General features: G+C 56.2%; 15 protein-coding genes and 2 tRNA genes. 7 read left to right on the top strand and 10 right to left on the bottom strand.

The genetic code is table 11. The features are described 5' to 3' along the window. Positions 1–55: 55 nt before the first annotated feature. Positions 56–547 carry an SOS-induced cell division inhibitor SulA gene (gene sulA / locus CKF42_RS09800; protein ID WP_111208080.1) on the bottom strand — a complete coding sequence of 164 codons (492 nt, stop codon included), beginning with the start codon at positions 545–547 and terminating at the stop codon, positions 56–58. A gap of 210 nt (positions 548–757) precedes the next feature. Between sulA and CKF42_RS09795 the strand changes: the two genes are divergently transcribed. Further along, positions 758–1,387 (top strand): TfoX/Sxy family DNA transformation protein, encoded by a 630-nt coding sequence (locus tag CKF42_RS09795; protein ID WP_058958010.1) that lies wholly within the window; start codon positions 758–760, stop codon positions 1,385–1,387. Here the strand turns inward: CKF42_RS09795 and yccS are convergent. Beyond that, on the bottom strand, positions 1,384–3,525 hold the full coding sequence (gene yccS, locus CKF42_RS09790) for a YccS family putative transporter (protein ID WP_369750594.1): 2,142 nt from the start codon (positions 3,523–3,525) through the stop codon (positions 1,384–1,386). The genes CKF42_RS09795 and yccS overlap by 4 nt on opposite strands. Position 3,526: 1 nt before the next feature. Then, positions 3,527–3,967 (bottom strand): YccF domain-containing protein, encoded by a 441-nt coding sequence (locus tag CKF42_RS09785; protein ID WP_111208079.1) that lies wholly within the window; start codon positions 3,965–3,967, stop codon positions 3,527–3,529. Between the two features lie 123 nt (positions 3,968–4,090). Here CKF42_RS09785 and helD point away from each other — a divergent pair, with 123 nt between their 5' ends. Next, on the top strand, positions 4,091–6,145 hold the full coding sequence (helD, locus tag CKF42_RS09780; protein WP_111208092.1) for a DNA helicase IV: 2,055 nt from the start codon (positions 4,091–4,093) through the stop codon (positions 6,143–6,145). A 1-nt stretch (position 6,146) separates the two neighbouring features. On the opposite strand, the gene mgsA is transcribed toward helD, so the two are convergent. Further along, positions 6,147–6,605, bottom strand: a complete 459-nt coding sequence (gene mgsA / locus CKF42_RS09775) for a methylglyoxal synthase (RefSeq protein ID WP_009091029.1) — start codon at positions 6,603–6,605, stop codon at positions 6,147–6,149. A gap of 68 nt (positions 6,606–6,673) precedes the next feature. Continuing rightward, positions 6,674–7,312 carry a DUF2057 family protein gene (locus CKF42_RS09770; RefSeq protein ID WP_111208078.1) on the bottom strand — a complete coding sequence of 213 codons (639 nt, stop codon included), beginning with the start codon at positions 7,310–7,312 and terminating at the stop codon, positions 6,674–6,676. Positions 7,313–7,488: 176 nt separating this feature from the next. On the opposite strand from CKF42_RS09770, the gene CKF42_RS09765 reads away from it, so the two are divergent. Next, positions 7,489–7,902, top strand: a complete 414-nt coding sequence (locus CKF42_RS09765) for a CoA-binding protein (RefSeq protein ID WP_111208077.1) — start codon at positions 7,489–7,491, stop codon at positions 7,900–7,902. A gap of 36 nt (positions 7,903–7,938) precedes the next feature. Here CKF42_RS09765 and hspQ read toward each other — a convergent pair whose 3' ends face one another. Next, a complete protein-coding gene (gene hspQ, locus CKF42_RS09760) occupies positions 7,939–8,256 on the bottom strand; it encodes a heat shock protein HspQ (RefSeq protein WP_009091024.1) in 318 nt (105 codons plus the stop codon). A 58-nt stretch (positions 8,257–8,314) separates the two neighbouring features. Then, complete coding sequence (rlmI, locus tag CKF42_RS09755) at positions 8,315–9,505, bottom strand: 23S rRNA (cytosine(1962)-C(5))-methyltransferase RlmI (RefSeq protein WP_111208076.1); 1,191 nt, start codon at positions 9,503–9,505, stop codon at positions 8,315–8,317. Positions 9,506–9,590: 85 nt separating this feature from the next. Between rlmI and yccX the strand changes: the two genes are divergently transcribed. Further along, complete coding sequence (gene yccX, locus CKF42_RS09750; protein ID WP_111208075.1) at positions 9,591–9,869, top strand: acylphosphatase; 279 nt, start codon at positions 9,591–9,593, stop codon at positions 9,867–9,869. On the opposite strand, the gene CKF42_RS09745 is transcribed toward yccX, so the two are convergent. Further along, positions 9,870–10,196, bottom strand: coding sequence for a TusE/DsrC/DsvC family sulfur relay protein (locus CKF42_RS09745; RefSeq protein WP_009091019.1), 327 nt, complete (start codon positions 10,194–10,196; stop codon positions 9,870–9,872). Positions 10,197–10,300: 104 nt separating this feature from the next. Continuing rightward, the gene (gene yccA, locus CKF42_RS09740; protein WP_009091017.1) at positions 10,301–10,954 is read right to left on the bottom strand and encodes an FtsH protease modulator YccA; all 654 of its coding nucleotides are present in this window, start codon (positions 10,952–10,954) and stop codon (positions 10,301–10,303) included. Positions 10,955–11,174: 220 nt separating this feature from the next. Here yccA and CKF42_RS09735 point away from each other — a divergent pair. The 3 genes from CKF42_RS09735 to agp all read left to right on the top strand — a co-directional run bounded on the left by CKF42_RS09735 (position 11,175) and on the right by agp (position 13,420). Further along, positions 11,175–11,262: transfer RNA gene (locus CKF42_RS09735), tRNA-Ser, on the top strand. A 73-nt stretch (positions 11,263–11,335) separates the two neighbouring features. Further along, positions 11,336–11,423 (top strand) — tRNA-Ser (locus tag CKF42_RS09730). A 263-nt stretch (positions 11,424–11,686) separates the two neighbouring features. Next, positions 11,687–13,420 (top strand): bifunctional glucose-1-phosphatase/inositol phosphatase, encoded by a 1,734-nt coding sequence (agp, locus tag CKF42_RS09725; RefSeq protein WP_111208074.1) that lies wholly within the window; start codon positions 11,687–11,689, stop codon positions 13,418–13,420. A 65-nt stretch (positions 13,421–13,485) separates the two neighbouring features. On the opposite strand, the gene CKF42_RS09720 is transcribed toward agp, so the two are convergent. Next, the gene (locus CKF42_RS09720) at positions 13,486–14,859 is read right to left on the bottom strand and encodes an NAD-dependent succinate-semialdehyde dehydrogenase (RefSeq protein ID WP_058958006.1); all 1,374 of its coding nucleotides are present in this window, start codon (positions 14,857–14,859) and stop codon (positions 13,486–13,488) included. Positions 14,860–14,869 lie beyond the last annotated feature (10 nt).

Below are 14,869 nucleotides of genomic sequence, written 5' to 3'. Positions count from 1 at the left end.
AGTGGTTTAGCGACGACAGATAAGAAAAATAGCTTGAGAAACTTCTTATTTTTACTTAATGAAACAAATCCGACTGAATTTTTATGGGGTTTTGTGGTCTGAGAGGCGCTTCCGAAGTCCCGCCTGAACGCAAAATCAGCCCCAGCGCTTCACCCTCTGCTGCCGCATTTTCCAGTTGACGACGCTCATCTTCATCCAGCTCGTAGGGGATCCATGCCAGTACCACGCTGTAATTGCCTGTGCGTAACGCCCTGACCATCGCCTCAACCGCATTCAGTCGTTCTGAATCGGCGATGTGCATGCTTTTATTCAGCGGTAATCCCGATTCCTGTAGCCAGGCGCGATTCAGCTTATGCGCGGGGGTTAACCACAGCTGCCAGCGTGACTGCTGACTCAATTGCTGCAATAACGGTAGCAGTAACATCTGCATCATTCCGGGCTGCTCACTGTAACGTAACTCTGTAATTCCACCAGGCTGAGCCGCCGGAACAGAAGATGACGCATAACGATGAGCATAGCGTGCATTATCAGGATGTTGGGTTCGCATAAGTTAATCACCAGCAGTTGACTGTATGAATATACAGTACTGTCATCCTGGATAAAGATCAACCCAAATTTCTGAAAACGCCTCGCAAAAACGCGACAAGATTAGGCGAACCACTATTTATTCGTTGAACCCGCTTACGCTTTTTCCTATCTTCTAATTGCCTGATACCCAAGGCAATTTACGGTCTGTTTCTGACATGGAGGTGGTGCAATGAAAAAGGTGAATCCGGTTGTAGAGCGCTCCAGAGCGCATCTGGCCCCACTGGGAGCCATTGAGTCCCGTACCCAGTTCGGCGGGTATGCACTGGCGGTTGAGAGTGTGGTTTTCGCGTTAATTAATCAGGGTGAGCTCTACCTGCGCGCCAGTGAACCCCTGCAGGCGTACATCACCGATCGGCCTCTGCAGCCGCTGGTGTTTCGCAAGCGGGGTAAGCTGGTCAGTCTCAATTACTACCGCGTCGATGAGACGTTATGGCGCGATCCTGAGCATCTGCTGGCGCTCTCCGCCGCCTCACTGGAAACGGCGCAGCTGGAGCTGCAGGACAGGCAGGGTTCACCGCGACTCAAAGATCTGCCCAACCTCAGTGTCCGTCTGGAGATGATGTTGTATGACGCGGGTATCATGAGCGTCAACCATCTTTACCAGATGGGGGCCAAACAGTGCTGGCTGAAGCTGAAAGCCATCAACCAGCACGTCGGATTTCAGACATTGCTGGCGCTGCAGGGCGCAATCACCGGTCATCATGCTGCTGCACTGCCGCAGGCAACCCGGGCCGAGCTGAACGCCTGGTTTCAGCGCACGCTGTTATCTGACACAGCGCCCGGAAGCAGCAAAGGTTAGTCGGCAAGTAGCGTGCGGCGCAGGCGAGCCATTTCAGGCATCAGTGCCACCAGCAGACCGAGTTGCTGGAGCACCAGTGGCGCACGCGTGTCTGCATCTGCAGCCAGCTGGCTGATGCGCTGAGCTAACGGCTGGCGCATCGCCTCTGCCTGTTCATCACTGACCACCTCCGTCTGCAGCACATCCTCCACGTAGCAGACGGTGTCATCCAGCAGCGTCAGCAGTGCCGGATCGCTGATCTTATCGCGGTGGGCACCCAGCGCAGAGATATAACTCAGAAACGAGTGGTTAGAACAGAGCAGCTGAAAAGCGGATTCACGCAGTTTCTGGCTGGTGCGACTTTCACTGCTCATATTTGACACCACCGACGCCAGCTCAGCATCGGCATTGTGCGCATCACGACGCGCAATGCGATAGGCGAGTCGGTTGTCTTTGCCCTGATGATACTGCTCCATGATGGCGTCAAGATAACGACAGTTCGCCTGCAGAGTCCGTTCTGCCACGGCCGGTAACTGACGGAACCGCCAGTCAGGCCAGATAAAGGCCACAGCCAGCCAGGCCAGCCCACAGCCCAGTAAGGTATCTACCACCCGTGGCAGGGCGACCTCAAATCCTTCACCTAACAGATTGAAGCAGAGCAGCACCAGCAGCGTAATAAACAGCGTGGCCTGCGCATACTGGACCTGTCTGAAGGCAAAAAAGAGCACGCCGGAGATAACGATCAGGATTAACTGACCTTCTATGGAGGGCACCAGCCATAAAACGGGCAGGCCAATCGCAATACCGGCCAGCGTCCCGCCGATACGCAACGCCAGGCGTCGCTGCGTTGCATTGTAGTTAGGCTGACAGACAAACAGACTGGTCAGCAGAATCCAGTAACCGCGTTCCAGTCCGGTCACCTGAATAAAACCGTAGCCGATACAGAGCACCACAGACATCCGGACAGCATGCCGGAACAGCGCCGACGCGGGCGTGAGATGTCGGCTGAAGCGCAGCCGGATATCGCTCCAGCCACTCAGCCCTTCACGCGAAAGCAGATTGTCGCTGTGCTGAGTGTCTTCCCCTGACAGGGTCTGTTCAGATTCAATCGAGGCGAGTTGAGCGTCAATGGCACGCAGATTACGCAGCAGCCAGAAGAGCGCACGCGTATGGGCGGCTTCCGGTTCACGCTGCTCCAGACGCTCTATGGCTTTCTGCAGACGTTCAAACGCGCGCTCAAACCGGCTGTCATGCACCCATCTTTCGCGCATCAGGATGCAATGCGCCAGCTGCCGACACGCCTGAGCCTGCATATTCAGCAGTCGCTGGAAGCGAAACAGAATTTCGTTATAGCGCCAGTCACCCCGCAGCAGGTGATATTGCAGGTGAGATGAGCTGGCCCGTTCATGAATGTCCTGCGCCACAAAGTAGTAGTGGAGGCTGCGGCGGGTTCCGCGTGAGCCGCGATCGCCGCGCAGACGACTCTGCAGCGTGGTTTTGGTCAGGTTGAGCTGGGCCACTAACTGGCTGTTGACCATTGCCGCCTCCACAAAGGCGGCATCATCCTGTTCACCCGCATCCGGGTCGAACAGATTCGCTTTCGCATCCAGATAACGCGCCAGTTGTGAAAAACTGCCGGCCAGCTGCTCCTGCACCGGTCGCACCGGGAACATCAGGTGACCCAGCAGTGTCAGCAGGTTGTACCAGAGCGCGCCGACCAGCAGCAGGATCGGCTGCATGTACCACTGACTGAACAGCCCGATGCCAAGCATGGTGTAGACCGCAATCAGCAGCGCGCCAAAGGCGATCGTCGCGTAACGCTGACCCAGCGCCCCCAGCAGAATAAAACCCCAGGTTGAGATCGCGAGGCCAGCGATAAAGGCCAGAGGCCAGGGAAACAGTAACTCGACGGAAACCGAGGCGATGCAGAAGCAGAGCAGGGTAATCAGCAGATTCTTCAGGCGGCCCGCCAGACGATCATCGAGATCGGCCAGCGCCGCCGCTACCACACCCAGCGTCAGCGGGATGGTCCACTCAATCTGGTGCAGCCACCAGGGAATGGCGGCGCATCCGCTCAGCGCAAACAGGATGCGCAGCAGATAGCGCCAGGCGCTGTTAAACAGATATTTGCGCCAGCCCGGCAGCGTAGCTGACATCATATTAATAGCGGCGGGCATTGGCTTCGCGCGCAGCCTGCGCCTCTTCCACTGACACCACCCGGCGTCCAACCGGCCAGAGTGCTATCGCGGCGATCTTGAAGTTAGCCAGCCCGACCGGAATGCCGATGATACTGATGCACTGCACAATCCCGACAGAGATATGGGAAAGGCAGAGCCACCAGCCCAAGAAAATCAGCCAGAAAATATTCAGAAAGGTTCCGCCGGTGTTCATGATGTGGCTTTTGTTTTCAGGGCGAAGCACGTCCACATGCACCGCCTCGTTACCAAATGGCAGCAGCGAGAGTTTGGTAATTTCCCAGCAGGAGCGGGTCAGCGGCAGGGTAAAAATCAGTACGATGCTGATCAGGGTGGCAAACAGCCAGCTCAGGGTGGTGAAAAAACCGCCCAGGACAAAATTAAGAACGTTTAAGACGGTGCGCATGATCTTCTTTTCCTTTTGCATTCCGCAAGATGTGACGCCAAGTTTAGCCTGTTTTAAGGCTGGAGCGCCAAGGGTCTGACAGGTAAACTTCCCCGAATCCTATTCTCTGACGTGAGTGTCGGCGTGGAACTGAAAGCAACTTCGATGGGCAAACGACTTGCCCGGCATCCCTATAATCGTGTCCGTCTGATGGCAGCGGGCGTCGAAGTCAGTGGCGATAAGCATGAGTACCTGATCCCTTTTAATCAGTTGCTGGATATCGCCTGCAAACGCGGCGTGGTGTGGGGCGAACTGGAATTTTTGCTGGCTGATGAAAAAGTGGTGCGGCTGCATGGCACGGAATGGCAGGAAACGCAGCGCTTTTATCACTACCTGCTGCAGGCCTGGCAGAGCTGGAGCCTGGAGATGAGTGCGGTGTGCCGCGACGTACTGCAGACCCTGCGTGATGACATTGAGGCATTCAGTGCGCAGGATCGCTGGCTGAACCGGCATGAACTGCAGGCGCTGAAAAACACCATTATTCAGCAGTTCGATGCGTTGCCGTTGCCGCTCTCCCGGCTGAAGGATTTTGCTGACTGTAGTGAAAACCAGGCTTTCTGTCAGCGCTGGCTGGAGCAGGGCGAGGCGGCCCTGCGGCAGCGAAACCGTGACTGGACCGCCGCAATGCTGACCCGCTACCGGGCATTCTTCGACACGGTCGAGAGTACGCCTCTCAATCAATCGCAATGCGAGGCGGTAGTCAACGGCGAAAATTCACTGCTGGTGCTGGCGGGCGCCGGGAGCGGTAAAACCTCCGTGCTGGTGGCGCGTGCGGGCTGGTTAATGCAGCGCAATCTCGCCAGCGCCGATCAAATTCTGCTGCTGGCCTTTGGCCGACAGGCTGCAGAAGAGATGAACGCCCGTATCCAGTCGCGGCTGTCAGCCAGTGATATTCAGGCGCGAACCTTCCATTCTCTGGCCCTGCATATTATTCGTGAAGGCAGCAATAAGCAGCCGGTCATCAGCAAGCTGGAGAGCGATGCCGATGCGCGTCGTGCACTGCTGATTCAGGAATGGCGGCAGCAGTGTCATGAAAAAAAGGCCCAGGCCAACGGCTGGCGCCAATGGCTGCGTGACGAGCTGGAGTGGGAGGTGCCGGAGGGGCCATTCTGGGAGGATGACAAACTGGCTAAGCGCCTGGCGTCACGACTCGAACGCTGGCTGGGTCTGATGCGCATGCATGGCGGCGCGCAGGCCGCGATGATCGCAGAGGTGCCTGAAGAGGTGCGCGATCTGTTCAGCAAACGTATCAGGCTGATGGCTCCACTGCTGAAAGCGTGGAAGAGTGCGTTAAAAGAGGAGGGCGCGGTCGATTTTTCGGGGCTGATTCATCAGGCGATTGCTCTGCTGGAAAAAGGGCGCTTTATCAGCCCCTGGAAACACATTCTTGTGGATGAGTTTCAGGATATCTCACCGCAGCGCGCCGCCTTGCTCAGCGCTTTACGCCAGCAGAACAGGCGCACCGCCCTGTTTGCCGTTGGCGATGACTGGCAGGCCATCTACCGCTTCAGCGGTGCAGAGATGACGCTGACGACGGCGTTTCATCACTACTTTGGTGAGGGTGACCGCTGTGTGCTGGATACCACTTACCGCTTTAACGATCGCATCGGCGACATCGCGAACCGCTTTATCCAGCAGAATCCGCAGCAGCTGACGAAGCCGCTTAACAGCATCACCAAAGGGAATAAAAAGTCGATTTCACTGCTGGCGGACGATCAGCTGGAGCCGTTGCTGAATAAACTCAGCGGCTATGTAAAGCCTGATGAGCGCATCCTGCTGCTGGCGCGCTATCACTACCTGCGACCGGATGTGCTGGACAAAGCCAGAACCCGCTGGCCGAAACTCAATCTGGAATTTATGACCATCCATGCCAGTAAAGGCCAGCAGGCGGACTACGTCATTCTGCTGGGGTTGCAGCAGGGCAAAGAGGGCTTTCCGGCGAACGTGCGCGAATCGATTATCGAACAGGGCCTGTTACCGCAGCCGGAAGCGTTCCCGGATGCAGAAGAGCGCCGCCTGGCCTACGTCGCTCTGACACGGGCGCGCCAGCAGGTTTTTCTGCTGTTTGATAAAAGCGCGCCGTCACCCTTTGTCGGGCACTTCCGTGAACTGGGCGTGCCGGTGTTGCGTAAAGCCTGAGTTACTTCAGCCGTCCGGCCAGATAGCGCGCATAGTCAGGGATCATGATCTCGCTGCTTTGCGCAAACAGCGGCGACTGAATAATAAAATCTGCGGTAGAGCGATTGGTGGCGACCGGGATATTCCATACGGTTGCCAGACGCAGCAGCGCTTTGACATCGGGATCGTGGGGTACCGCATTGAGCGGGTCCCAGAAAAAGATCAGCGCATCTATCTTTCCTTCGGAAATCAGCGCACCTACCTGCTGGTCGCCGCCCATCGGGCCGCTCAGCATGGCCGTGACATTCAGGCCGGTGTCACGGTTGATCAGATTCCCGGTGGTGCCGGTCGCATAGAGGATATGGGATTCCAGTGCAGGCTGATTCTGTTTAACCCACTCAAGCAGAGCGGCTTTGCAATGGTCATGGGCGACCAGTGCGATATGTTTTTGTTTGCCAAGGGTACGGGTAGTCTGCTCCACAAACGTCTCCATTCAGGGTCATGCGGAAAAAGCGATAGCGCGAGTTTACCTCTGCGCTTTCAGCGCTATCAACTGGTGCGCAGCATTTTGACCAGCGTCAGAAACTGCTGACGCGTCGCTTCGTCAAAGCGCTGAAACCAGCGGTGAAGTGAGGGATGCTCCGCTTCAGTCCAGTCGAGATCGGCGGTCAGACTGACCGCAGAAGGCGTCTCAGAGGCCGAATGGGCAAAACGAGGCACAGAGGCGATCTGACCGGTGCGATTGTAGTTCACCATCGCTTTTTCCATGTCGACAGCGGGTGCGGCAGGCAGACGATCGCGCAGGCTGGTGATTTCGTTCCCTTTCTCATCCACCAGCAGGAAATTCAGGCTGCGATCGAAGTGATAGAGCTCGCGTTTTGTCTCCAGCGCAGGCAGCCGGATGGTAATGGTTTTAGCCACGGCAGTGAAGGTGACGATCATCGGCACCGATTGATAGGCGAGCGTGCTCTCTTTCTGACCTTTTCGTTGCTGCTCTACCCGAAACAGAAACTGATGCTGACCCCGGTCCAGTTCTAAACTGTCTGCGCCCTTGAGGAGCGAGCCTGAAATCTTACGGCCATCCAGCACCAGCAGATCGATTTGCGGATCGAGCTTTAACGTGATGGCAGAACAGGACGCCGAAACGAGGAGAGCGACCCACCCCATTACAGCCAGCGACAGCTTCATTTCAACTCCGGTAACTGATGACACACAGGATTATGTGTAGCAAATTCTTACATTATGGCAGTGAGTTTACATTTAAACATATTTAATCGTGCGCTGGCTCAATTAATTACGTCACTGACTTAACCGTTCGGGGGTGTGCCCATCTACACTCAACTCTGGCCTGAAAGGAGATAACGATGAACGACCAGACAATTCGCGAGGTGCTGACCCGCACCCAACGCATCGCCTTAGTCGGGGCAAGCGATCGCCCTGAGCGTCCCAGCTACGGCGTGATGAAATATTTGCTTGATCGGGGGTATGACGTGATTCCGGTCAGCCCGAAGCTGGCGGGCAAGACGCTGCTGGGGCAGCAGGCGTATGCCAGCCTGGGAGATGTTCCGGGCCATATTGATATGGTGGATGTATTTCGCAATTCTGAAGCCGCGTGGGGCGTCGCCCAGGAGGCGATTGCGGTGGGCGCAAAAACCCTGTGGCTGCAGCTGGGTGTGATTAATGAGCAGGCGGCCGTACTGGCACAGGATGCGGGTATGACGGTGATTATGGATCGCTGTCCGAAGATTGAGATTCCGCGGCTGGGGATCACGCGCTGAGAAGAGACATGTGGCGGCAGAGGGTGCCGCCACAGATTAATGTCGCAGATGAGGCGCCTGAAGCTGCTGACGCACTGAGGCCGCCAGTTCATCCATTGAGGGCTGCTCAGGGTGTTCAACGCTGGTTTCGCCCGAAAGCTGAATCTCAGCAACATAGGTATGCACCTGATCGCCTTCTTCATCTTCCATCACGACATGATACCAGGGGGCCGAACGCATCTTCTCTTCCGCGCCAACCTCTTCAATTTTAGGCTCATCTAACGAGTACTCAGGATCAACATCAACAATAACGCCCAGTACGCCGGACAAACGATGACGAACCTGCTGACCAATACCAAATTTACTGGCAATCATAGTGACCTCCGAAAAAAAGCTCTCTTTCCAATATGGGGGCAGGAGCCAATTTTTCAAGTCACATGACGCGGCAGGCGAAACCTTTCAGGTAGAGTCCCTCCGGGTAGCTGGCGATCACCGGATGATCCGCTGCCTGACGGAACTGCTCAATAAACTGCACCTCGCGGCCGGCATCCAGTGCGGCATCGGCAATGATCTTCTGGAACAGTTCAGTGGCCATCAGACCGGAGCAGGAGAAGGTCAGCAGAACACCACCGGGATTCAGCAACTGAATGGCGAGCATGTTGATATCTTTATAGCCGCGACAGGCACCCATCAGCTGACTTTTGTTTTCGACGAACTTCGGCGGATCCATAATGATCAGATCAAATTTCTCCCCACTGTCACGATAGCGACGCAGCAGTTTGAAGACATCATCACGCTCAAAGCGCGCGCGGGAGAGGTCGAGTTCATTCAGTTCGACGTTCTGACGTGCCACATCCAGCGCTTCCTGCGAAGTATCAACGCTGATCACCTCTTTACAGCCGCCCATCAATGCCGAGACGGCGAATCCACCGGTATAGGAGAAGCAGTTAAGTACGCGGGCATCCTGAGCGTAACGGCGGGTGGCGAGACGGCTGTCTCGCTGATCGAGGTAGTAGCCGGTTTTATGGCCGCCCTGGATATCAACCAGCAGCTTCATGCCATGCTCAGTAATCGGCAGCAGAGACGGCGGCAGTTCGCCGGTAATCGTGCCCTGCGTCAGTTCCAGACCCTCTTTCTTCCGCACGGCGACGTCGGATCGGTCATAGACAGCACAGCCGGGGAAACATTGCTGCAGGGCAGTAATGATCGCCGCACGCTGATATTCGGCTCCAGCGGAGAGCAGCTGCAGAACAAAAAAATTGCCAAAGCGATCAATGGTGACGCCCGGTAAACCATCAGATTCACCGGCGATCAGACGATAGCTGTCCAGGCCGTCGCGCGCTGCCAGCCATGTGCGCCACTGCTGCGCCTGCTCAAAACGGCGCACAAAGAAGGCGATATCGATGGATTCATCGGCCTGCCAGCTCCAGACACGGGCGCGAATCTGTGACTGAGGAGAATAGGCGGCGCGCGCCAGCCATTTGCCGTTACTGTCACACACGTCAATGGTTTCACCCAGTTGCGCTTTACCTTCCAGACGCGCGACAGCGCCTGAAAAGACCCAGGGATGGCGACGGAGCAGGGACTTTTCACGTCCCTTTGCGAGAATCAATCTGACTGTCATAGTTTGCTATGCTTACCTGAAAAAATGAGGTGCCATTGTCCGGTGGATAACGGGAAATTGCAACGAACAGCAGCAGGAGGGCAGTATGTCAGCAGCCTGTTTTAAAGCATGGGTTTATGGCCGCGTGCAGGGCGTCGGATTCCGTTACAGCACCCAGGCCGAAGCCCGCGCGCTGAGCGTACTGGGCTATGCGCGCAACCTGGAGGATGGCAGTGTCGAAGTGCTGGCCTGGGGCGAGGCGGAAAAGGTCGAGTCTCTTATCGCCTGGCTCAAAGCGGGCGGGCCACGCAGCGCGCGGGTGGACAGTGTATGGGTGGAGCCGCACCAGCCGTCATCACCCCCACGCGGCTTTACGACCGGATAGTCAGAGACATTTGGCCGGTTTGGGCAGGCCTGCGATTTTCGTCGCCTGCTTAGCCGGCCCGTCAGGGAAAAGACGAAACAGATAGCGGCTGTTGCCTTTCTCTTCTCCATACTTCTTCGCCATCGCCTTCACCAGCATTCGTACGGCGGGGGAGGTGTTAAATTCCAGATAGAAGGCGCGTACAAAATGGACGACCTCCCAGTGGGCGTCGGTCAGCGTAAGGCCTTCCTGCGCGGCAATATGTTCAGCCAGCGCTGCACTCCAGTCGCTGGGATTTTTCAGATAGCCTTCGGCATCGACGGCGATTTCGTTACCGTTAAAATTCACGTGACTTCCTCTCTGTAAATGACGGCGCAGTGTAGCAAACTGGCGTAGCAGTAAAAGAAAAAACCCCGCCGGAGCGGGGTTTTCAACGCTGATGCACGTGTCTGTCAGTTGCTGCGGGCAAAACCGAGCAGGCTCAGCAGGCTGACAAAGATGTTATAGAGTGAAACGTAGAGGCTGACCGTGGCCCGGATATAGTTCGTTTCTCCGCCGTGAATGATATTGCTGGTTTCCCACAAAATCGCGCCGGCTGAAAAGAGAATGAACAGGGCGCTGATCGCCAGATGCAGAGCAGGTAACTGCAGGAAGAGGTTAGCCACTACCGCGACCAGCAGCACCACAAATCCCGCCATCATCATTCCGCCAAGGAAGGACATATCACGGCGGGTCGTCAGCACATACGCGGAACAGCAGAAGAAGACCAGCGCCGTTCCACCCAGCGCCAGCGCGATCACATCCCCCATCCCTGCGGTCAGGAAAGAGCTCAGGATCGGACCCAGGCAGTACCCCAGGAAGCCGGTGAAGGCAAAGGCGGCCAGGATGCCCATCGGGCTGTTAGCCAGACGGTAGGTTAAAAACATCAGACCATAGAAGCCGACCAGCATCAGGATCAGACCGGGCGCCGGTAGTGCCAGCAGGGTGCTGGCCGTGGCCGTAACGGCTGAAAAAGCCAGGGTTAATCCCAGCAGAAAATAGGTATTGCGCAGAACTTTGTGCGTTGAGAGCAGTGAGGACTGCGATGAGGTGACAATTCTTTCCATGTTGCGCTCCTTTAAGCAGAACACTAAATATGAGCCGAGAATACGCAGGCCATTAAAGAGGGAAAAGCCGTTTTACCCTTCTTTACGCGCTAATCTGCTAATTGTTTGAGCAGAGTGGTGATTTTGACAGCGAAAAAACAGGAAATGGCTGTTTTTCATGCGAACAGTCAGATACAGGCTTTACATCGATAATCGGGATGTTTATAGTGCGCGTCATTGCGGAGGGGTGGCCGAGCGGCTTAAGGCAGCGGTCTTGAAAACCGCCGATGGGAAACCATCCGAGAGTTCGAATCTCTCCTCCTCCGCCACTTTATCTGCCTCGGGCAATAAAGTGGCAAAATGTCAGCTGATTATTTTGCCAATGCAGTACTGTTTTAAAACGGAGGGGTGGCCGAGTGGCTTAAGGCAGCGGTCTTGAAAACCGCCGATGGGAAACCATCCGAGAGTTCGAATCTCTCCTCCTCCGCCAGATTTTACAGGCCAGCACTCAGTGCTGGCCTGTTTCGTTTCTGCCTTCCTCTGTTCTTCTGCCATGCCGGAAAGGCGCACTGAGCCGCATCCGGCTTTGCATTCATCTCTCTTTATCCTCTGCTATAGTCTACTCACCGTTTTTGCAAACATCTGGCGCTTTTATGAGGCGAGCTGAGTTACACTAGGGATTACGTCGCTCTGAGGCGAGCTAATCGGTTGATAGCCAGAGTGTTTCTTTACTGAATGAATGGAATAGGCACAATGATCAAGAAACTGAGTCTTTGCGCATTGTCAGTGCTCGCAGCATTGCCGGTCGGAACCGTCGCGCTGGCGGCTGAAGGTGATATGCAGCTGCAGCAGGTCCTGATGCTAAGCCGTCACAATCTGCGTGCGCCGCTGGCCGATAACGGCAGCGTGCTGGAGCAGTCCACCAAAAAAAGCTGGCCGCAGTGGGACGTTCCTGGCGGTCAGCTGACCACCAAAGGTGGCGTGCTGGAAATCTACATGGGTAACTATACCCGTCAGTGGCTGGCCCAGCAGGGACTGGTGAAGAACGGCAGCTGTCCTGACAGCCATAACGTCTTTGTCTATGCCAACAGCCTGCAGCGTACCGTTGCCACCGCCCAGTTTTTTGTCAATGGCGCTTTCCCGGGCTGTGACATCGCGGTCACGCATCAGGATGCGATGGGCACCATGGATCCTATCTTTAATCCGGTCATCACGGATGGCAGCGAAGCCTTCAACAAGAAAGCGCTGGCTGCGATGGCTGCCGAAAATGAAAAACTCTCGCTGAAGCCTGCTTTCCAGCGTCTTGAGAAGATTGTTGACTATAAATCTTCGCCTGCCTGTAACAATAAAAAGCAGTGCGATCTGAGCAGTGGTCAGAACACCTTCAGCGCGGAAAATGGCAAAGAGCCGAATGTCAGTGGCCCGCTGAAAGTGGGTAACTCGCTGATGGATGCGTTCACCCTGCAATATTATGAAGGTTTCCCGCTGGAGCAGGTGGCGTGGGGACAGATCAAGACGCCTGAACAGTGGAAAGAGCTGTCGGCCATTAAAAATGGCTATCAGGACGCGCTGTTTACCAGTCCGGATATCTCGCGCGAAGTGGCCGCCCCGCTGGTGGATTACATCCGCAGTCAGCTGGTCGATCAGGATAAAGCCAGTGCACCAGCTATTACGCTGATGGTGGGGCACGATTCAAACATTGCCTCGCTGCTGAGCGCGTTGCAGGTGAAGCCATATGAGCTGCCTGATACCTGGGAAAAAACGCCGATTGGTGGTCAGGTTGTCTTTGAACGCTGGCACGACGCGAAAAATGACAAAGACCTGCTCAAAGTCGAATATGTCTATCAGAGCGCCGATCAGCTGCGCAATGCGGACGTGCTGAGTCTGAAAAACCCGCCAAAACGTGTGACGCTGCAACTGGCGGGCTGCCCGACGGATGCTAACGGCTATTGCAGCTGGGATCAGTTCTCTCAGGCGCTGAACGCGGCGCTGCAGGGCACGCCAATGCAGCCAGCCGCTGCACCACAGCCAGCCGCCGCGACGCCATCTGATGACGACAGTGCGAAAGCCGCTGCGACGCAGGATGCTGCCGCTGACAAAGCGGAAGCCGATAAGGAGGCGACCGCAGACAAAGCGCAGTCGGATGCGGATAAGGCTGCCGCAGATAAAGCCGCCGCCGACAAAGCCGCAGCAGAGAAGGCCAGAGCGGAGAAAGCTGCCGCTGACAAAGCCGCAGCAGAGAAGGCCAGAGCGGAGAAAGCTGCCGCTGACAAAGCCGCAGCGGAGAAGGCTAAAGCGGATAAAGCTGCCGCGGATAAAGCGGCGGCTGAGAAGGCCAAAGCGGAGAACGCGGCTGCTGCCAAAGCGGATAACGCAGCGGCGAAATCAGCCGGTGACAACGCCACGGCTGACAAGGCTGATAGTGCAACACCGTCTGCCAGCGCGCAGAACGATAAAACAAAGTCAGCGGCTGAAGCGACACCGTAATATCCCTATCCTGCTGACAATAAAAAACCCCGTCGAGACGGGGTTTTTTTTATACCTGCGGCAGCCTATCCCGCCACAACAACCAGTTTCTGGTTAGCAAACTCTTTGATGCCCAGATCGGAAAGTTCACGACCATAGCCGGAACGTTTCACGCCGCCGAAAGGCAGCTCTGCGGAGGTGTCGCTCTGCGAGTTAATAAACACCATGCCGGTTTCAATGGCAGAAGCGAGCCTGCGGCCACGGGCAATATCCCGCGTCCAGACGGAGCCGCCAAGACCATAGTGAGAGTCGTTGGCCAGCGCTACCGCGGCCTGGTCGTCTGCCACCACATAGACCTGTGCCACCGGGCCAAAGAACTCCTGATAGTAAGCCGGATTATCGGGTGTGATGCCGGTCAGAATCGTGGGCTGGTAATAGCAGCCCACGCCGTCAACGGCTTTACCGCCGGTCAGCAGTTTTGCGCCGCTGGCAACAGCTTCATCAACCTGTTTAACCAGACGGTCGCGTGCATCTGCCGAGGAAAGCGGACCCAGCGTGGTCTTCTCATCCAGCGGATCGCCCAGCGTCGCCGCGCTCAGCGCCGCGCTGAACTGGCTGATAAAGCGATCGGCAATTTTCTCATGCAGAATAAACCGTTTTGCCGCCGTACAGACCTGACCGCAGTTGCTCAGGCGCGCCTGCACGCCCTGACGCACGGCTTCATCAAGATCGGCATCATCCAGTACGACAAAGACGTCGTTGCCGCCCAGCTCCAGCGTCGATTTCTTAAGGTGCTTACCGGCCTGTTCGGCCACGGCACTACCGGCGCGCTCGGAACCGGTCAGGGCAACCCCCTGAACCCGATCGTCAGCAATCAGATCCGCGACCTGTTCCGTAGAGATAAACAGGTTCGTCCAGGCGCCTTCAGGCGCACCTGCTTCGCGAACCAGTTTTTCAAAGACATCGGCACAGTGCGGCACGATATTGGCATGTTTTGCCAGCACCGGGTTACCCAGCGCGAGGTTAGGCGCCAGCACGCGCATCAGCTGATAGTAGGGGAAGTTCCACGGCTCAACGGCCACCAGAACACCAATCGGGTGATACTCAACCCAGGCTTCGCCCAGCTCACTGGGGTAGGTGTGCGGCTGCAGAATGCGCTCAGCATTCTCCGCGTAGTAGCGGGCAATCTGCGAGCAGATTTTGACTTCGCCCCGGCTCTGACCAATCAGTTTACCCATCTCTTTACTGGCGATGGTGGCGAGTTCTTCCGCACGGCTATCAATCAGGTCAGCCAGCTTTTTCAGTACCTGCAGGCGCGGCTGAATCTCCCCTTTGCTCCAGGAGGAGTGGAACAGCTGGTCGGCGACCTTCAGGGCATGGCTGACGGCGGCATCATCATGGGATGGCCAGCTCTTCAGCAACTGGTTGTTGGCGGGATTAATGCTTTGATAGGAAGACATAGCGTTCTCC

The sequence above is a fragment of the Pantoea sp. ARC270 genome (assembly GCF_003236725.1).
Classification (GTDB): Bacteria; Pseudomonadota; Gammaproteobacteria; order Enterobacterales; family Enterobacteriaceae; genus Pantoea; species Pantoea anthophila.
The sequence above is the reverse complement of the archived record's forward strand: the minus strand, read 5'-3'. Positions and strand labels throughout refer to the sequence as shown.